This window comes from Goodfellowiella coeruleoviolacea (assembly GCF_024171785.1).
GTDB lineage: Bacteria > Actinomycetota > Actinomycetes > Mycobacteriales > Pseudonocardiaceae > Goodfellowiella > Goodfellowiella coeruleoviolacea.
Map to the genome: position 1 here is coordinate 192,167 of NZ_JAMTCK010000014.1, position 17,499 is coordinate 209,665.

16 protein-coding genes are annotated in these 17,499 nt (G+C 71.2%); 9 read left to right on the forward strand and 7 right to left on the reverse strand.

Annotation, left to right across the window (positions count from 1 at the left end; translation table 11 throughout):
* Positions 1-154: 154 nt before the first annotated feature.
* The 3 genes from hisG to LX83_RS27500 form a co-directional block, all read right to left on the reverse strand.
* Positions 155-1,033: an ATP phosphoribosyltransferase gene (hisG, locus tag LX83_RS27490; RefSeq protein WP_308204063.1), complete on the reverse strand. Its 879-nt coding sequence runs from the start codon at positions 1,031-1,033 to the stop codon at positions 155-157.
* 292 nt (positions 1,034-1,325) lie between these two features.
* Positions 1,326-3,098, reverse strand: a complete 1,773-nt coding sequence (locus LX83_RS27495) for a flavin monoamine oxidase family protein (RefSeq protein ID WP_253776496.1) — start codon at positions 3,096-3,098, stop codon at positions 1,326-1,328.
* A gap of 5 nt (positions 3,099-3,103) precedes the next feature.
* Positions 3,104-3,322: a hypothetical protein gene (locus tag LX83_RS27500; protein WP_253776498.1), complete on the reverse strand. Its 219-nt coding sequence runs from the start codon at positions 3,320-3,322 to the stop codon at positions 3,104-3,106.
* 247 nt (positions 3,323-3,569) lie between these two features.
* Between LX83_RS27500 and LX83_RS27505 the strand changes: the two genes are divergently transcribed.
* Complete coding sequence (locus LX83_RS27505) at positions 3,570-5,378, forward strand: glycoside hydrolase family 15 protein (RefSeq protein ID WP_253776500.1); 1,809 nt, start codon at positions 3,570-3,572, stop codon at positions 5,376-5,378.
* Positions 5,379-5,420: 42 nt separating this feature from the next.
* On the opposite strand, the gene LX83_RS27510 is transcribed toward LX83_RS27505, so the two are convergent.
* Entirely contained in the window at positions 5,421-6,413 is a 993-nt protein-coding gene (locus LX83_RS27510) for a LacI family DNA-binding transcriptional regulator (RefSeq protein ID WP_253776502.1), read from the reverse strand.
* 129 nt (positions 6,414-6,542) lie between these two features.
* On the opposite strand from LX83_RS27510, the gene LX83_RS27515 reads away from it, so the two are divergent.
* Genes LX83_RS27515 through LX83_RS27530 form a run of 4 tightly spaced genes read left to right on the forward strand, consistent with a single transcriptional unit; the run spans position 6,543 to position 10,023 of the window.
* Positions 6,543-7,568, forward strand: coding sequence for a substrate-binding domain-containing protein (locus LX83_RS27515; protein ID WP_253776504.1), 1,026 nt, complete (start codon positions 6,543-6,545; stop codon positions 7,566-7,568).
* 3 nt (positions 7,569-7,571) lie between these two features.
* On the forward strand, positions 7,572-8,552 hold the full coding sequence (locus tag LX83_RS27520; protein ID WP_253776506.1) for an ABC transporter permease: 981 nt from the start codon (positions 7,572-7,574) through the stop codon (positions 8,550-8,552).
* Positions 8,549-9,370, forward strand: coding sequence for an ATP-binding cassette domain-containing protein (locus tag LX83_RS27525; RefSeq protein ID WP_253776508.1), 822 nt, complete (start codon positions 8,549-8,551; stop codon positions 9,368-9,370). Before LX83_RS27520 ends, LX83_RS27525 begins: the two co-directional genes overlap by 4 nt.
* Positions 9,367-10,023: a nucleoside/nucleotide kinase family protein gene (locus LX83_RS27530; protein ID WP_253776510.1), complete on the forward strand. Its 657-nt coding sequence runs from the start codon at positions 9,367-9,369 to the stop codon at positions 10,021-10,023. Before LX83_RS27525 ends, LX83_RS27530 begins: the two co-directional genes overlap by 4 nt.
* Positions 10,024-10,047: 24 nt before the next feature.
* On the opposite strand, the gene LX83_RS27535 is transcribed toward LX83_RS27530, so the two are convergent.
* Positions 10,048-11,016 (reverse strand): NADP-dependent oxidoreductase, encoded by a 969-nt coding sequence (locus LX83_RS27535; RefSeq protein WP_253776512.1) that lies wholly within the window; start codon positions 11,014-11,016, stop codon positions 10,048-10,050.
* 94 nt (positions 11,017-11,110) lie between these two features.
* Between LX83_RS27535 and LX83_RS27540 the strand changes: the two genes are divergently transcribed.
* Positions 11,111-11,710 carry a TetR/AcrR family transcriptional regulator gene (locus tag LX83_RS27540; RefSeq protein ID WP_253776514.1) on the forward strand — a complete coding sequence of 200 codons (600 nt, stop codon included), beginning with the start codon at positions 11,111-11,113 and terminating at the stop codon, positions 11,708-11,710.
* A 578-nt stretch (positions 11,711-12,288) separates the two neighbouring features.
* Here the strand turns inward: LX83_RS27540 and LX83_RS27545 are convergent.
* Together LX83_RS27545 and LX83_RS27550 are read right to left on the reverse strand one after the other, a co-directional pair.
* Positions 12,289-12,855 (reverse strand): DUF4396 domain-containing protein, encoded by a 567-nt coding sequence (locus LX83_RS27545; protein WP_253776516.1) that lies wholly within the window; start codon positions 12,853-12,855, stop codon positions 12,289-12,291.
* A gap of 247 nt (positions 12,856-13,102) precedes the next feature.
* Positions 13,103-14,284, reverse strand: a complete 1,182-nt coding sequence (locus LX83_RS27550) for an ROK family transcriptional regulator (RefSeq protein WP_253776518.1) — start codon at positions 14,282-14,284, stop codon at positions 13,103-13,105.
* A 121-nt stretch (positions 14,285-14,405) separates the two neighbouring features.
* Here LX83_RS27550 and LX83_RS27555 point away from each other — a divergent pair, with 121 nt between their 5' ends.
* From LX83_RS27555 to LX83_RS27565, 3 genes are read left to right on the forward strand one after another with little or no spacing between them, the layout of a single operon-like run.
* A complete protein-coding gene (locus LX83_RS27555; protein ID WP_253776520.1) occupies positions 14,406-15,755 on the forward strand; it encodes an ABC transporter substrate-binding protein in 1,350 nt (449 codons plus the stop codon).
* A complete protein-coding gene (locus LX83_RS27560) occupies positions 15,755-16,630 on the forward strand; it encodes a carbohydrate ABC transporter permease (RefSeq protein WP_253776522.1) in 876 nt (291 codons plus the stop codon). Before LX83_RS27555 ends, LX83_RS27560 begins: the two co-directional genes overlap by 1 nt.
* On the forward strand, positions 16,627-17,490 hold the full coding sequence (locus tag LX83_RS27565; RefSeq protein ID WP_253776524.1) for a carbohydrate ABC transporter permease: 864 nt from the start codon (positions 16,627-16,629) through the stop codon (positions 17,488-17,490). Before LX83_RS27560 ends, LX83_RS27565 begins: the two co-directional genes overlap by 4 nt.
* Positions 17,491-17,499: the final 9 nt, after the last annotated feature.

Sequence of the window (17,499 nt, forward strand, 5' to 3'; positions counted from 1 at the left end):
ACCCGCCACCAGGACCAGTCACCGGGCCCGTCACGGGTACGCGCCCGCACCCGCCGGCCCCACCGGCTGTTCCCCGGCGCGGACAACCGGTGCCGCGGTGACGGCCGCCGGCCACGTGGCTGCCCGCGGCCACCCGTGGGGCGGCGGGCGCCGCTCAGGCGCGGAACGCGTCCAGCCGGGTGGTGAAGATGCCCTCCGCGCCGATGCCCTTGAGCTGGTCCATGACCTTCTGGACCTTGCTGCGCTCGACCATGGACCGCACCGCGTACCAGCCCTGTTCAGCCAGCTTGGACACGGTGGGCGCCTCCAGCCCCGGCGTGAGCGCGTACGCGTCGGCCAGGGACCGCTCCGGGCAGTTGTACTCGATCAGGGCGTAGGTGCGGGCGTGCAGCACCCCCTGCAGGCGCTGCACCAGCAGGTCCAGTGCGGCGGCCTTGGCCGAGTGCCGGTGCACGGCGCCACGCACCATGATCGCCTCGGAGGTCAGCAGGGGCGGCCCGAACGGCTCCAGTCCGGCGTTGCGCAGGGAGAGCCCGCTCTCCACCACGTCCGCGACCACCGTGGCCAACCCGAGTTCCACCGCGTTCTCCACCGCGCCCTCCAGGGTGATCACGGTGGCCTGGACGCCCGCCTCGGCGAGGAACTTGCGCACCAGGGTGGGATAGCTGGTGGCCAGCCGCTGCCCGTCCACCTGGGACAGGTCGCTGATCGCGCCGGGGCGGGCCGCCAGCCGGAACTGCGAGCGGGCGAACCCCAGGCTCAGCACCTCCTCGGCCGCGGCACCGGAGTCCGCCAGCAGGTCCTGCCCGGTGATCCCCAGGTCCACCGCGCCGTCACCCACGAATCGGGCGATGTCCCTCGGCCGCAGGAAGAAGAACTGAATTCCGTGCTCCGCGTCGATGACGAAGAGTTCTCGATTTTCTCGTCGAACCTGGTAGTCGGCATCCCTGAGCAGGGATATCGCCGGCTCGCTCAACGATCCCTTGTTGGGCAGCGCGACACGCAACAGCATGTCGTTCTCGTGGGGGGTCACGGCCCTCATTCTCCCACGGGTGTCCGGCGTGGACGAATGCCGAACATCCTTCGTTCGTGGGTATTCCCGGGCGTGTCGGAAACTCTCCGTGCAAACCGCCGGGGCCGCGCCCGGCGGCGACCACACCGTCGCATGTGGACTCACATCGCCCGCCCGGGCGCCGGCGCACTGACGGCGACCAGCTCACCCTCGGATTGCGGAACGCCCGTCCACGGCAGGGGCGGCGTGTGCCGGCGGACGGCGCCGGCACACCCGATCGGTGCGGACCGGTGGCGGGGCCACCGCCCCCGGGTCAGCGCTGGTTGACCTCAAGCGCGGCCCGCACCGCGCTCTCCAGCGACCCCTCGATCCAGGCCGGCTTGAGGCTGGTGTGCTCACCGGCGAAGTGCAGCCGCCCCTCGGTGGTGCGGGTCGCCGCGTGGTACTCGTGCAGCTGCCCCGGGGTGAAGATGGCGGCCTCACCCAGCGCGTACCTGTTGCGCGTCCAGGACTGGGTGGCGCCGTGGCCGGTGAACTCGTCGTACACCTGCCTGCCGAACAGCCGCGCCATGTTGTCCAGGGCGAACGCGTACCGCTCGTCGTCGGTCAGCGAGTCCCACCGCATGGCCTCGTCCGACCAGGTGTACGAGGCCAGCACCACCCCGCCCCGCGAGTGCGGCACGTGCGAGGGGAAGTAGGTGAACCGGTTGGGGCTGTCGGTCACGCAGCCGCCGCCGGTGAACCCGTCCGGCCCGCGCTCCCAGAACCGGGTCCTGAACTCCAGCAGCACCTTGGTCGCCGAGTCGTAGTGCAGCGCGGCGATCGCGCGCCGCTTCGGGTAGGACAGCAGCGGGGTGAACTCGCAGAACCGCAGCGCGGTCAGCGGGACGGTGATGACCGCGTAGTCGGCCTCGAACGTCTCGACCGGCCGCACCGGCCCGCCGTGGCAGCCGTCCTCGGTCCCGGACTCCGCGGTGGTCTCGATCCGCACACCCTTGTCGGTCTGGGTGAGCGCGGTCATCCGCCGGTTGCGCCGGATGACGGTGTCGAGCTTGGCGGTCAGCGCGTCGGTCAGCGCAGCCGTGCCGTTCTCCAGTTCCCAGTAGCGGTTGGTCGGGCTGATGATGGCGTGGTCCATCAGCGTGGGGAACAGCGAGTAGTGCAGCCGGGACGTCATGTTCTCCAACGTTCCCGCGGCCTCGATGTCGGCCAGGCCCCACCCGGCCTGCTCGACCAGGTACCGGTGGGTGGAGTAGTCGTCGAAGTCCTGGATCAGCCGCGCCCACGCGGTGATCCGCTCCTCGATGGACACGCTCTGGGGCACGGTCACCGGGGCCAGCGCCCGGTCCACCGCTGCCGCTGTCGTGCCGGTCAGGGCCGCGCCGAAGGATCGGTTGATCTCGGTGGGCCTGGCCGCGTACTGGCCCCGGGTCACCCGCATGCCGTTGACCTGGATCAGGCTGCGCAGGGTCGGCTGCGGTGCCTGGAAGTCCACCGGGGTGCCGTTGGTCCACGACTCGCCGGTGAACGCGCGGTACACCACCGGCGGGACCGGCCCCACCGGCTGCGCGCCCGGGGCGACGTCGGCGTTGTAGAACAGCCGGCGCCGCAGGCCCAGCTTGTCCACCAGCGCCAGCACCATGGGGTGGAAGTCGGGCAGCCGCATGGCGCCGGCCTCGGCGTGCAGGCTCTTGTCCTCGAACACGCCGCGGAAGGTCTTGATCCGACCCCCGGTGCGGTTGGCGTTCGCCTCGATGATGGTGACCTGGTGGCCGGCGGCGCGCAGCAGGTCGGCGGCGACCAGGCCGGCGATGCCCGCCCCGACCACGGCGATCTTCTTGGGCCTGCCCTGCTTTGGCAGCCCGTCGTTGATCAGGATTCGCAGGTAGGCGAGCTTGAGGTCCTCGCCGTTCTCGCCGACGAGCAGCAGCGTGCGGGCGAGTTCCTGGCTGGTGTCGGAGGCGGTGGTCGACCGGGTGGGGGCGCCGTGGGCCGGACGCAAACCCGTGAACGTCGTTCCTGCCGCCAGTGCCGCCGCGCCGAGAAAACCGCGCCGCCCCATCGAGTGGGGGCCATGGGTAGTCATGGTGCTCACTCGTAGTGGCTCAACCATTCGGTGACAACGATAGTCACCTTTTCGAGTGGACATTTCAGGAAATCAGCGGAGACCTCTGGTAAAAATTCATCATTTTGGCTTTCTTGATTCTCCAGCCGGGTGATGTTCCTGCGACCAACAATGCCGCTGACCTCGCCGGACCACCCGCCGCCGACCGCGCTACCGCAGGTCCACCGCCACCAGTCCGCACCCACCGCACACCCACTCCCCACCCGCACGGAAGATGAACTCTTTTCACCACCGGCCCGACTCGCCTCCCGGACAACCGGGGCGGAATTCCTTTTCCAGCGCGGCCAGGGGCCCCGGGTGTTTCTCCTGGTCGCAGGTTGGGAACCCGAACCGGGAACGGCGCGGGCCGGTGCGCCGACACCGCCCGTGCCCAGTGCACGCACTGCTGTCCCGGCGGCCGCGACGGTCACCGGACGCGGGGAGGTCACCGTCATGGCCGAGGCATCCCGCTACCTGCCCATCGCCGAGCACGGGCTGATCGGCGACCTGCGCAGCGTGGCCCTGGTGGGCACGAACGGCACCATCGACTGGTACTGCTGCCCGTCGTTCGACGCCCCCAGCGTGTTCGGGTCCATCCTGGACGCGGACCGGGGCGGCTGCTTCGAGTTGGCCGCCGCCGTGCCGGCCCGGACCACCCAGTTCTACTTCCCCGACACCAACGTGCTGATCACCCGGTTCTTCACCGACGACGGGGTGGGCGAGGTCCAGGACTTCATGCCGGTGACCGGTGAGCCCACCGAGACCGACCGGCACCGGCTGATCCGGCGGGTGTTCTGCGTGCGCGGGTCACTGCCGTTCGTGGCCCGGGTGGCACCCCGGTTCGCCTACGGCACCCACCCGCACACCCTGCGGCTGGAGCACGGCATGGCCCTGTTCGAGTCGCCGGACCTCTCGCTCGCGCTGACCGCCACCGTGCCGCTGGAGGAGAGCGGTGTGGACGTGCGCGCGGACTTCAAGCTGCTGGAGGGCGAGTCCGCGGTGTTCGCGCTCGACCGGGTGGGCGAGAACGTGCTGCCGCGCGGCTGCGCGTGCACCGAGGCGGAGCAGCAGTTCGTCGCCACCGTGGAGTTCTGGCGGCGCTGGCTGTCCGGCTCCCACTACCGCGGTCGCTGGCGGGAGACCGTGCACCGCTCCGCGCTGGTGCTCAAGCTGCTCACCTACGCGCCGACCGGCGCGATCGTGGCCGCGGCGACGACCAGCCTGCCCGAGCGGATCGGCGGCGACCGCAACTGGGACTACCGGTACTCGTGGACCCGCGACGCCGCGTTCTGCGTGTACGCGCTGCTCCGGCTGGGCCTGACCAGCGAGGCCGCCTCCTTCATCGACTTCCTCATCCAGCGGATCAACCTGAGCGACACCGGCCCGTCCGGCCCGGTGCAGATCATGTACGGCATCGACGGCCGCACCGACCTGCCCGAACGCGAGCTGGACCACCTGGCTGGCTACCGGGATTCCGCGCCGGTCCGGGTCGGCAACGCCGCCGCCGACCAGCTCCAGCTCGACATCTACGGCGCGCTCATCGACTCGGTCTACCTCTACGACAAGTGGGGGCAGCCGATTTCCAGCGGTCACTGGGACGAGGTGTGCGGGCTGGTGGACTGGGTGTGCGACCACTGGGACCAACCCGACGAGGGCATCTGGGAAACCCGGGGCGGCCGCAAGAAGTTCCTCTACTCGCGACTGATGTGCTGGGTGGCGATCGAACGGGCCATGCGGATGGCGCAGCGGCGCGGCCTGCCCGCTGACATCCCCCGCTGGCGTCAGGCCCGCGACACCATCTACCGCACCATCATGCGCCACGGCTGGTCGGCCGAGCGGCAGGCGTTCGTCCAGTACGAGCACGGCGACGTGCTCGACGCCGCGGTGCTGATGATGCCCCTGGCCAAGTTCATCTCGCCAACCGATCCAAAGTGGCTGTCCACTTTGGACGCGCTCACCGCGGAGCTGGTGTCCGACTCGCTGGTCTACCGCTACGACCCGCAGGCCAGCCCGGACGGCCTGCGGGGTGCGGAGGGCACCTTCTCGATCTGCTCCTTCTGGTACGTGGAGGCGCTGGCCCGCGCCGGACGGGTGGACGAGGCCCGGTTGGCCTTCGAGAAGATGCTCACCTACGCCAACCACCTGGGGCTGTACGCCGAGGAGATCAGCCGCACCGGCGAGCAGCAGGGCAACTTCCCCCAGGCGTTCACCCACCTGGCGCTGATCAGCGCCGCGTTCAACCTCGACCGCGTCCTCGGCTGACCACCCACCGCCAGGGCAGCCACCGCCCAGGCACCCGCCGCGCTACGGGCAGCCGCAGGAGCGGCGGTGCACCAGTCGACCGGGCAGGCGCACGGTTCTGGCCGGCCGGTCCGGGTGGGTGATCCGGTCGAGCAGCAGCCGCACGGCGGTGCGGCCGATGTCGGTGATCGGCTGCGCGATCGTGGTCAGCGGCGGGTCGACCAGTTCGGCCCACTCCACGTCGTCGTAGCCGACCACGGCGAGGTCCCGGCCGATGCGCAGTCCGCGGTCGCCCGCGGCCCGCAGCACCCCCACGGTCATCCGGTTGTTGCCGCTGACCACCGCGGTCGGCGGCTGGTCGAGGTCCAGCAGCCGGTGCAGGGCCGCGCGCGCCGGCTCGGCCGAGGACTCACCGCACACCACGAGTTCCGGGGCGAAGGCCAGCCCGGCCCGGCGCAGGCCGAGGCGGTAGCCCTGGGTCCGCTCGGCCGTGGTCGCCAGCCCGGCGGCCCCGCTGATCAGGGCGATCCTGCGGTGTCCCCGGGCGGCCACGTGGCCGACGAGCGCGGCCGTCGCGCCGACGTTCTCCGGACCGACCTGGTCCACCACGCCCTCCCCGGACAGCCGGTCGACCAGCACGATGGGCGTCTTCAGCTGGTGCAGGTCGGGCAGTGCCGTGGACAGCGGTCCCGGTGACGGGGTGAGCAGCAGGCCGTCCACCCGGCGCGACCGGAGCATGTGCACGGCGGCCCTGGTGGTGTCCGGCGTGTCGTGGGTGTCCACCAGCAGCAGCGTGAACCCCGCCCGGGCCGCCTCCCCCTCGATCACCTGGATCAGTTCGGCGAAGTACGGGTTCACCACCAGGGAGATGGCCACGCCCAGCGACCGGGTGCCGCCGGTGGCCAGCGACCGGGCGATGGCGTTGCCGGTGTAGCCGGTGGCCTCGACCGCGTCGAGCACCCGTTGCTTGGTGGCCTCGGCGACCGCCCTGGTCCCGTTCACCACGTGGGACACCGTGGTGATGGACACCCCGGCGAGTTCGGCGACATCACGCATGGTGACCACGGGACCTCCGGTGACAGCAGTGGCACGGATGGCGGTGCGGGGCGCAAGCGTTTGCGCAAACGCTTGCCTCGCGGCGTTGCGCGACTTAGCGTGCCCCAAACCGGCGGCCAGGAGGAAGCCATGGGACAACGTCGTCCACACCGCACCACCACCCGGGGCCTCGCGTTGCTCGCCACCGGGGCGATGCTGCTCACCGGCGCGGCCTGCACCAGCCAGAAGGCGGCCAGCTCCGGCGGTGACAGCGGCGGGAAGATCAAGATCGGGCTGGTCACCAAGACCGACAGCAACCCCTACTTCGTGGAACTGCGCGAGTCCGCCAAGGCGGAAGCGGACAAGTCCGGCGCGGAACTGATCGCGTTGGCCGGCAAGTTCGACGGCGACAACGACGGCCAGGTCGCGGCCCTGGAGAACCTGGTGCAGCAGGGGGTCAAGGCGATCCTGGTGACGCCGAGCAACTCCACCGGCATCCTCGGTGCCATCAAACAGGCCAGGGACAAGGGAATCCTGGTCATCGCGCTGGACACCCGGACCGATCCGGAGAGCGCGGTGGACGCCACCCTCGCCACGGACAACACCGAGGCGGGCCGGTTGGAGGGCCAGTACGTCAAGGCCGCGCTCGGCGACCGGCCGCCGGCGGTGATCATGCTCGACGGCACCCCGGGCGGCACCGTGGACCAGCAGCGCCACGACGGTTTCCTGCAGGGCATCGGCCTCGCCGAGGGCGCCCCGCAGATCCTCGGCGCCGAGCCGACCAACGGCGACCAGAACAAGGCCCAGCAGGCCATGGAGAACCTGTTGCAGCGCAACAGTTCGGTGAACGCGGTCTACAACATCAACGAGCCGGCGGCCCGGGGCGGCCAGGCCGCGCTGCAGGCCAGGGGTCTGACCGACGGCGTGGTGGTGGGCGCGATCGACGGCGGCTGCCAGGGCGTCAGGGACGTGCAGGCCGGCAAGTACGCCGTGACCGTCATGCAGTTCCCGAAGAAGATGGCCGAACAGGGCGTGCAGGCGGGCGTGGAGTTCGCCAGGACCGGCAAGAAGCTGAGCGGCTTCGTCAACACCGGGGCCGTGGTCATCACCGACAAGCCGGTACCCGGGGTGGACAGCAAGGACACCGCCTGGGGCCTGCAGAACTGCTGGGGGTGAGCGGTGGCGACCAAGGCACTCAACCGGACGAGCGTGGCCGAGTTCGTGCTGCGCACCCCGGCCGTGGGGCCGGCGCTGGCGCTGCTCGTCGCGATCGTGGCGTTCGCGCTGACCACCGACACGTTCCTGCGACTCGACAACCTCTCGCTGGTGGTCCAGCAGTCCCTGGTGGTGGGCACGCTCGCGCTCGGCCAGACGCTGGTCATCCTCACCGCCGGCATCGACCTGGCCAACGCCGCGACCGCCGTGCTCGGCACGCTGCTGATGGCCAAGCTGGTGCTCACCGGCGCGCCGGCCCCGCTCGCGCTGCTCACCGGCCTCGTCGTGGCCGCGGGCATCGGCGCGGCCACCGGCGGCATCGTCACCTCGCTGCGGCTGCCGCCGTTCATCGTCACCCTGGGCACGCTCACCATCGTCACCGCGGTGAGCCGGATCTACGCGGACGGGCAGAGCTTCCCGGTCACCGACGGGCTGCTGGGTTTCCTCGGCACCCGCCAGTACCTGTTCGGCCAGGTCGAGGTCACCGTCGGGATGGGCGTGGCACTGGCCATGTTCCTGGTGCTCTGGTACGCGCTGACGCGCACCGCGTGGGGCAAGCACGTCTACGCGGTGGGCAACGACCCCGAGGCGGCCCGGCTGTCCGGCATCCACGTGCGGCGCACCGTGCTGAGCGTGTACCTGGTCGCCGGGATCGTGTACGGCATCGCGGCCTGGCAGGCGCTGGGCCGGGTGCCCAACGCCGACCCGAACGCCTTCCAGACCGGCAACCTGGACTCGATCACGGCGGTGGTGCTCGGCGGCACCAGCCTGTTCGGCGGGCGCGGCAGCGTGCTCGGCACCCTGGTGGGCGCGCTGATCGTGTCGGTGCTGCGCTCCGGCCTGACCCAGGCCGGCATTGACAGCCTCTACCAGGACGTGGCAACCGGTGTGCTGGTCATCCTCGCGGTTGCCGTGGACCGATTCTCCCGCAGGAGGCAGCGGTGACCCGGGAACCTGTGCTCGCAGCGCGGAAACTGGTCAAGCGGTACGGCAAGGTGACCGCGATCGACGGGGCCGACTTCGACCTGCTGCCCGGCGAGGTGCTGGCCGTGGTCGGTGACAACGGCGCCGGCAAGTCCAGTCTGATCAAGGCGCTGTCCGGCGCGCTCGTGCCGGACTCCGGCCAGATCCTGGTCGACGGCAACCCGGTGCGCTTCCACGGTCCGCTGGACGCCAGGCGGGCCGGCATCGAAACGGTGTACCAGGACCTCGCCCTGGCCCCGGCCCAGGACATCGCCAGCAACCTGTTCCTCGGCCGGGAACGCCGGCGCCCCGGTCTGCTCGGCAGGGTCTTCCGGATGCTGGACTCCGGCGGCATGCGGGCCGAGGCCGAGCGGGTACTCGGCGACCTCGGCGTGCGCGTCAAGTCCATGCAGCAGCCGGTGGAGACGCTGTCCGGCGGCCAGCGCCAGGGGGTGGCCGTGGCCAGGGCCGCGGCCTTCGGCACCCGTGTGGTGATCATGGACGAGCCCACCGCCGCCCTGGGCGTTGCCGAGGCCGCGCGGGTGCTCGACCTGATCGGCCGGATTCGGGACCGCGGCCTGCCCGTGGTGCTGATCAGCCACAACATGCCGCACGTGTTCGAGATCGCCGACCGGATCCACGTGCACCGGCTGGGCAAACGCGTCGCGCTGGTCTCGCCGCGCGAGCGCACCATGAACGAGGTGGTCGGCCTGATCACCGGCGCCCTGCGCATGGGGGAGAACGGACAACTGGAGGAGGTGTCGACCGTGGCGCGCACCGGGTTGACGACGCGGCCGTGACGCCCGGCTTCGCCGACCTGGTCGCCAGGGCCCGCGCGCTGGCCGGCCGAGGTGGCCGGCGGGTGCTTGGCATCGCCGGCGCTCCGGCGTCGGGGAAGTCCACATTGGCCGCTCGACTGGTGTCCGCATTGGACGGGCAGGCCGTGCTGGTGGGCATGGACGGGTTCCACCTGGCCCAGTGCGAACTGGCGCGGCTGGGCCGGACCGAGCGCAAGGGCGCGCCGGACACCTTCGACGCGGTGGGCTACGTGGACCTGCTGGACCGGTTGCGCCGCAACGGTTCCGGCGACGACCACGCGGACGTGGTGTACGCGCCGCTGTTCCGCCGGGAGATCGAGGAGCCGATCGCCGGTGCCGTCCCGGTGCACCCGGAGACCCCGCTGGTGGTCACCGAGGGCAACTACCTGTTGCTGGACGAGGGGCCGTGGGCACGGGTGCGCCCGCTGCTGGACGAGGCCTGGTTCCTCGCGCCGGACGAGGGCGAGCGCATCGCCCGGCTGATCGCCAGGCACCGCCGCTTCGGCCGCTCGCCCGAGCAGGCCGAGCAGCGGGCGCTGGGTTCGGACCAGGCCAACGCGGACCGGATCGCCCCCACCGCCCGCCACGCCGACCTGGTGCTGGTCCACGCCTACGACCAGACGCCCCAGGACTGACCGGGCGGGTGTCCGCAGTGGACCTCACATGGTGACGACGATCTTGCCCGTGGTGTGCTGGCGGACGAAGTCGACGCACGCCCGCGCGCCCTCGTCCAGGGTGTACCGCCGACCGATCGTCGCCGGCAGGTCGCCGCTGGCCGCCAGTTCGCCCACCTCGCGCATCCCGCCCAGGGCGCCGGCCAGGTCGAGCACGAAGTGCAGGGTGACGTCGTCCCGGCCGATCCACTCCTGTTGCGGCACTGGGTAGGTGATGGTGAGCAGGCGCCCGCCCGGGCGAACGGCGCGAGCGAGGCCGGTGAGCTGGTCGCTGGGCAGGGTGAGGTTGAACGCCGCGTCCACGCCGGTGGGGTACTCGGCCTCGGCGTAGCCGATGGTCTCGGCCGCACCCAGACCGCGCACCAGGTCGGCGTCGACATCGGTCGCGGTGGCGATCACCCGCGCCCCGGCCGAGGCGAGCAGCGGCACCACCGCGGTGCCGACACCGCCGGTGGCCCCGACGACCAGGACGGATTCGCCCGGCCGCACCTGGGCGGTGGTCATCAGGGCCCGCGCGGTCAGCCCGGTGGTGGCCAGTGCCGCCGCCTGTTCGACGGACAGACCGGCGGGGCGGTGCGCCAACAACGGGGTGTCCGCCTCGAAGACCGCGTACTCGGCCAGGGACCCGGTGCTCAGCGACGGCCGCGTGGCACCGGTCATGGCGCGCAGCACCCTGGGTACGGCCTGGCCGAAGATCTCGTCCCCCACGCGGTAGGTGGTCACCCCGGGACCGACCTCGGTGACGGTCCCGGCGAAGTCGTTGCCGGGCACGTGCGGGAATGTCAGCGGCGCGACGTCGCGGAAAGTGCCACTGGGCAACTGGATGTCGCCGGGGTTGAGCGAGGCGGCGGCGATGCGGACCTGGATCTGTCCAGGTCCCGGCCTTGGCACCGGCACCTCGGCCACCGCGTACTGCTCGGGTGGGCCGTAGCCAGTGGCCACAACTGCCTTCATGGGTTCCCCTCCAGAAAAACGGACCCTGCGGTCATGTTCTGACCGGGAAGCTAGCAATAACCGGACCGGGCGGTCAACTTGTTACGCTGCCCTGGTGACCTCGACTCGTCCCCTGCGCGCCGACGCGGCCCGCAACCGGGAGCTGCTGCTGGCGGCGGCCGCGGACGAGTTCGCCGAGCACGGGCTGGACGCGTCGGTCGCCGACATCGCGCGCAGGGCCGGGGTTGGCAAGGGCACGGTGTTCCGCCACTTCCCCACCAAGGACGACCTGATCGCCGCGATCGTCATCGACCGGATCACCGCGCTCAACGCCGTGGGCGAGCCGCTGCTCACCGCCCCCGACCCCGGTGCCGCGCTGCTGGAGTTCCTCACCGCGGCCGCGCGACAGCGGCAGGAACGCGACCTGTCGTTCCTGCTGGAGGCCGGTGAACTCAACGCCGAGGTGAGCCAGGTGCGCACGCGGATGTACGAGATCATCAACGCGCTCGTGGACCGCGCTCGCGACCACGGCGCCGTGCGGGACGACGTCACCGGCGCGGACGTGATCCTGCTGATGTGCGCGCCCAACTACGTCACCGGCTACCTGCCGGAGGCCCCGCCCGACCTGTGGCGGCGCTACCTGGCCATCATCTTCGACGGCCTGCGCCCCGAAGGCGCCCACCCGCTGCCCCAGCCCCCGCCAACGCTCGCCTGACCGCCACCGCACCGCCTGACGGCGTCACACCTCGGCACCACGGCGTCCCGGTCGGGCTCGGTCATGGTGATGTTGTGGGGCAACCACGCCAGCAGCAGCTCGCTCAGGTCTTCCCGACTCCACCAGGCGAGATGACCGTCCACTTCGAACTCGAAGTCCAGTGCCGCGGTCAGGCGCGAGGTGGTTGGCGGCGCGGTTCCGCGACGCGGCCCACGCCTGGAAGGTCTCCGCCAGCCGGTCCCTGGTGTGGGCGAACCGCTCGATGTCGTCGGGTGCGAAGCTCAGGCGCATGGCACACCACTTGTGCCAGCACGCCGCCGGGGTGGACCACCTGGGCGCCAGCCGCACCGTCCACATGAGCCGGTGGCGAGCCGCGCGTGGTGGCCATCACCGGGAGCTGCCGCCCACGCTGCCGACGTGCCGCCACCGCGCGGCGATATCACCAGATCGTGTGACTACCGAGCCGATCGAACACATGTTTGACTGAGCGCATGGACGGTGTGGCGCACTGGTTTGACAACTCCCGCTCGGGGCCACCGAGGCGAGCGGCCGCTGCCGCGCGCGCCTGGGTGTTCGGGTCAGTGGTGGCCGTGCTCGTGACCGTGGTCGTGCTGGTGGCCGTGGCCGTGCTCGTGGCCGGGCTGGCTGTCGTGGCCGGGCTGGCTGTCGTGGCCGTGCTGGTGACCGTGGTGCTGGGCGTGCACCACGGCGTGCCCCTTGCCCCGGGAGATCATCCACCGGTTGACCGGGGTGGTGAGCAGGAACGCGATCACCAGGGAACCGGCCAGCGAACCCCAGAACAGCCCACTGGTCAGGCCGGCGTCCATGGCACCGGGAATGCCGACCATGACGAGGTTGTCCAGGACCTCCATCACCGCGATGGAAACGGTGTCCGCCGCCAGCGCCACCTTCAGCGCGGCGGCGAAGCCGACTCCGGCGCGCAGCACGCCGCGCATGGTCAGCGCGTAGCCGAACACGAACGCCAACGCCACGGAGATGACCACGGTGGTGGCGTTGTGCAGGCCGGCCGCGGTGCCGATGACCATGCCGGCGACCTCACCGATGGCGCAGCCGGTCAGGCAGTGCAGCGTGGCCTGCGCGGCCATGGCCCAGGTCGTGGTGCCGGTGTGCTGAGCGTGGTCCATGACTGGTCTCCCTTCCTACCGGGCAGACCATACCCCCCTAGGGTATCTACAGGCAATCCGACAACCGGCGCGTGCTCGCGCGACGGAGCGTGGCCGGGTGATCCCGCGGGGCCGGGTGATCCCGCGTGGCCGCGCGAGCTTGGCTGGTCACGCGAGCTTGGGTCATCGCGTGGATGTGCGGATCCGCGTGGTCGTGCGGGCCGCGCCAGCGCGAGCGCGGCACGGTCAGCCGGCGGAGCAGCCGCGATCAGCCGTGCGCAGGAGGAGAACCCGCCGCCAGCGACTCGTCAACGGCATCGGGGTGCAGCACGCGGTTGGCGACGAGCTGGGCCAGCCCGGTGGTCACCGCGCGCTCGCCGAGGCCGCTCGACACCACCCGCAGGTTCTCGGTGCTGCGGCTCAACGCGGTGGCGCGCAGGGTGCGGCCGACCCGGGTGACGATTCCGGGGAGCACACCGATGGTGCCGTTGAGCACCAGCACACCCGGGTTGACCATGGTGATCATCGAGGCGAGCGCGACACCGACCAGTTCGGCCGCCTCCGACAACGCCGCGCACACCCGCTCGTCGCGCGCTCGCGCGCGCTCGGCGAGTTCGTCCACCGAGCGCAACCGCAGGGAGGTCACCAGCGCGTAGCCGGAGGCGTACGCCGCGAGACAGCCACGCTGCCCGCACCGGCACCGCCGGGTACCGCGACCCACCCGCAGGTGCCCGATGTCACCGGCCGCGCCGTCCTCACCCACCAGGCACTCGCCGCCAATCACCAGCCCCGCGCCGATGCCGCTGGACCACTTCACCGCGAGCAGGGTGTTGGCGTCGTCGACGCCAGCCTCACCGAGCGCCATGGCGCGGGCGTCGTTCTCCAGAACCAGCGGGACATCCCAGAGCGCGGCGATGCGCTGGGGGATCGGGTAGTCGCGCCAGCGCGGCATGGTCCAGACGGTGTGCGGCAGGCCGGTGTCCGGTCGGATCGGGGCGGGCAGGCTCATGCCCACCCCGACCAGTCGCCCGCGACCGGTCTCGGCCAGCAGCCGCTCCCCCTCGGCCAGCAGCGGGCCGAGCAGGTCGTCCGGCGCGTCCTCGAAGGCGTTGACCGGCCGGCGCGCGCACGCCAGTTCGCGGCCGTGGATGTCGGTGACGCTGACCGCGGCCCTGGTCTGTCCGATGTCGAGGGTCAGCACCAGCAGTTCGCGGTCGTCGAACCGGATCAGCTGGGCGGGTCGACCGCCGGTGGAGGACGCGGAGCCGGACTCGTACACCAGGCCGGCCGAGACCAGCGCGGCGAGCCGGGCCAGCAGCGTCGGCCGGGACATCCCGGTGGCGTCGAGCAGTTCCTGGCGTGTCCACACCGGACGCGAGCGGATCAACGCGAGCAGGTGGCCGGGGGTGGTCGCGGGTACCCGACCTGACTCCGCCCTACCCACGCGCACCGCGATCCCCCCGGGGTTGACAGCCGCGCATCCGCGACCTAACTTACGTCATCCCATTTTACATAAGTGCCCATGCCACGTCGGGCCACCCCGCACCGACCACCGCCGATCGGAGCCAGCGATGGAGAGATCCGCTCGCAACGCCAGGCCAGGCCGTCCCCTGACCCGTCGCTCGGTGCTGGGCCTCGGGCTGGGCGCGGCCGCCGCGCCGCTGCTCTCCGCCTGCGCCGGCCTGTCCACCACCTCGGGCGCGGGCAAGGACGGGGTGGGCTTCCTGTCCACCCAGTTCACGCCGCTGGACGAGCGCCAGCGGTTCGAGCAGATCCTCAAGAACACCGTCACCGACATCAACGTCGGCTACAACCCGGTCGACGTCGGCGTGTTCGGCACCACCCTGACCTCACAGGTGAACTCCGGTCGGGTGTCGGTGAGCCTGGTCGGCGCGCTGCACGGGGAACTCGGCCAGTACACCGACCTGCTGTCCGATCTGGACGACCTGGTCGCCGAACTCGGCGACCGCGGGTTCCCCAGCCACCTGCTCTCGCTGACCACGCTCGGCGGCAAGTCCAGCAAGTACGTGCCGTGGATGCAGGCGTCGTCCGTGCTCGCCGTGCACAAGAAGGCACTGGGCTGGCTGCCGGCCGGCGCGGACGTGCGACACCTGACCTACGACCAGTTGCTCGACTGGGTGAGCGCCGGCCGCGCGGCCAACGGCGGCAAGCCGATCTTCGGCCTGCCGGCCGGCCCCAAGGGGCTCTACCACCGGTTCTTCCAGGGATACCTGCTGCCGAGCTTCACCGGCGGGCAGATCACCACGTTCCGCAACCAGGACGCGGTGGCCGCCTGGGAGTACATGAAGCGGCTCTGGGCCAACACCGCGCCCGCGTCCACCAACTACGACTACATGCAGGAACCACTGGCGCGCGGCGAGGTGCTGATCGCGTGGGACCACGTGGCCCGGCTGGTGAAGGCACCCGAGAGCAGCCCGGACGACTGGCTGATGGTGCCCGCGCCGCGTGGCCCCAAGGGACAGGGCTACCTGCTGGTGGCCGCCGGCCTGGCCATCCCCAGGGGCGCACCGCAGCCCGACCGGGCTCGCGCGGTGATCAGAGCGCTGACCACGGCCACCGCCCAGGCCGAGGTGCTGCGCCAGAACGCGTTCTTCCCGGTGATCCGGGACGCGATACCGGCTGACCTGCCCCCGGCCGCCCGGCTGGAGGCCGATGCCATCAGCAACCAGTCCGAGGCCGACGGCGCGGTCCTGTCGCTGCCGCCGGGTGGGCTCGGCAAGCGAGACGGGGAGGTGTCGCAGATCTTCAAGAACTGCTTCACGGAGATCTGCCTGGACGGCAAGCCGGTCCAGGAGGTGCTGGACGCGCAGGCGGTCCAGCTCAACGCGATCCTCGACCAGGTCAAGGTGCCGTGCTGGGCTCCCGACCCGGTCGAGGGCACCAGCTGCCGGGTGTTGTGATGACCACCGCCACGACAACGACCACCCGCCGGCGCCGGCCGCCGGTCCCGGTGCTGCTGCTGATCCCGTCGGTGGTCTTCATGACGGCGCTGTTCCTGTGGCCGCTGGTGGTCGGGATCGGCCAGGCGTTCCTCGGCGAGGACGGCCCCACCCTGGAGTTCGTCCGCCGGATGGTCGACGACCCGCACTTCTGGCCCTCGGTGGGCAACACCCTGCTGCTGCTCGTGGTGCTGATCCCGCTGCAGTTCGCCTTCGCACTGGCCATGGCCCTGCTGTTGCGCGCGAAACCGCGGTTCTCCCAGGTGTACTTCTACCTGTGGGTGGTGCCGCTCGCGGTCAGCGACCTGTGTGCCGGACTGGTGTGGCTGGCGGTGTTCACCGACCAGGGATACCTCAACTCACTGCTCGACCTGCTCGGTCTGCCCACCTACCCCTGGCTGTCCTTTGCCAGCTACCCCACCATGTTCCTGGCCGTGCTGGTCGCCGAGCTGTGGCGGGCGACCTCGCTGGTGCTGGTGATCGTGGTGGCGGGGATGCAGAGCATCCCGCGCGACTACGAGGAGGCCGCCGAGGTCTTCGGCGCCACCTTCTGGCAGCGGCTGCGCCACGTGCTGCTGCCGCAGTTGCGGCCCAGCCTGCAGGTGGCGTTGATCCTGCGCACCATTCTGGCGCTGCAGACCTTCGCCGTGGCGCAGGCGCTGACCGGCCGCGACTTCCCGCTGCTCGTCGGCGAGACCTACCAGTGGTACAACCTGCTGCAGAACCCGAACGTCTCGGCGGTGCTGGCCCTGGTGGTGCTCGCGCTGTCCATGGGCACCGCCGTGGTGTACCTGCGGGTGCTGCGCGACCGCACGTCAACGGAGGCGCGGCCATGACCCCGGCTGACACACCCGCACCCCACAAGCCGGCCAGGGCGGGCCGGGGGCGTGGCGCCCGGTGGCGGGCCGTGGGCGTCCAGCTGGCCTGCCTGGCGGTGACCGCGTTCATGTTCGCGCCGGTGTACCTGGTCGCGCTGGCCGCACTGTCCACTCCGGAATCGCTGAACCGCTTCCCGCTGTCGCTGCTGCCCACCGACGTCTCGGTGGAGACCATGGCCTCGTTCTTGACCATGGGCGGCGTGCTCCCGGCGTTCGTCAACTCGCTGATCGTGGGTGTCGGCACGCTGGTGCTGAGTGTCCTGATCGGACTGCCCGCCGGCTACGCCCTGGCCAGGTACGTCTTCGCCGGCCGGGACGCCTACCAGCTGTTCATGCTGCTGACCAGGGCGCTGCCGATCGTGGTGCTGTCCGTGCCGCTGGCCCAGCTGTTCCTGACCACCGGCCTGTACGACACCACCTACGCGGTGATCCTGCTGCACACCGCGCTGGCGCTGCCCACCACGGTGCTGATCACCTCGGCGGTGTTCGTGGGCGTGCCGCGCGACCAGGAGGAGGCAGCGCAGATCTTCGGCGCCACGCCGGTGCAGGCGTTCGTGCGGGTCGTGCTGCCCCAGGCACTGCCCGGCATCGCCGCTGCCGGCCTGTTCACCTTCGTGACCTCGTGGAACGAGGTGCTCGGCGCGGCGATCCTGACCCTGGACCGCCGGACCCTGCCCGCCCAGGTGCTCTCCACCCTGGGTGCCTCCCCGTTGACCTACCGGTTCGCCGGTGGTTTCGCCCTCATCGTGCCCGCGCTGGTGTTCGTCGCGCTGATGCGCAAGTACCTGCTGAGCATGTGGGGCACCACGCTCCGCTGACCGTTCCCG

What these genes read in the sequence shown, in the direction of transcription:
- LX83_RS27495 (WP_253776496.1), bottom strand. Translation starts at nt 3,098, where the DNA reads ATGACTACCCATGGCCCCCACTCGATGGGGCGGCGCGGTTTTCTCGGC.
- LX83_RS27505 (WP_253776500.1), top strand. Translation starts at nt 3,570, where the DNA reads ATGGCCGAGGCATCCCGCTACCTGCCCATCGCCGAGCACGGGCTGATC.
- LX83_RS27510 (WP_253776502.1), bottom strand. Translation starts at nt 6,413, where the DNA reads ATGCGTGATGTCGCCGAACTCGCCGGGGTGTCCATCACCACGGTGTCC.
- LX83_RS27515 (WP_253776504.1), top strand. Translation starts at nt 6,543, where the DNA reads ATGGGACAACGTCGTCCACACCGCACCACCACCCGGGGCCTCGCGTTG.
- LX83_RS27535 (WP_253776512.1), bottom strand. Translation starts at nt 11,016, where the DNA reads ATGAAGGCAGTTGTGGCCACTGGCTACGGCCCACCCGAGCAGTACGCG.
- LX83_RS27545 (WP_253776516.1), bottom strand. Translation starts at nt 12,855, where the DNA reads ATGGACCACGCTCAGCACACCGGCACCACGACCTGGGCCATGGCCGCG.
- LX83_RS27555 (WP_253776520.1), top strand. Translation starts at nt 14,406, where the DNA reads ATGGAGAGATCCGCTCGCAACGCCAGGCCAGGCCGTCCCCTGACCCGT.
- LX83_RS27560 (WP_253776522.1), top strand. Translation starts at nt 15,755, where the DNA reads ATGACCACCGCCACGACAACGACCACCCGCCGGCGCCGGCCGCCGGTC.
- LX83_RS27565 (WP_253776524.1), top strand. Translation starts at nt 16,627, where the DNA reads ATGACCCCGGCTGACACACCCGCACCCCACAAGCCGGCCAGGGCGGGC.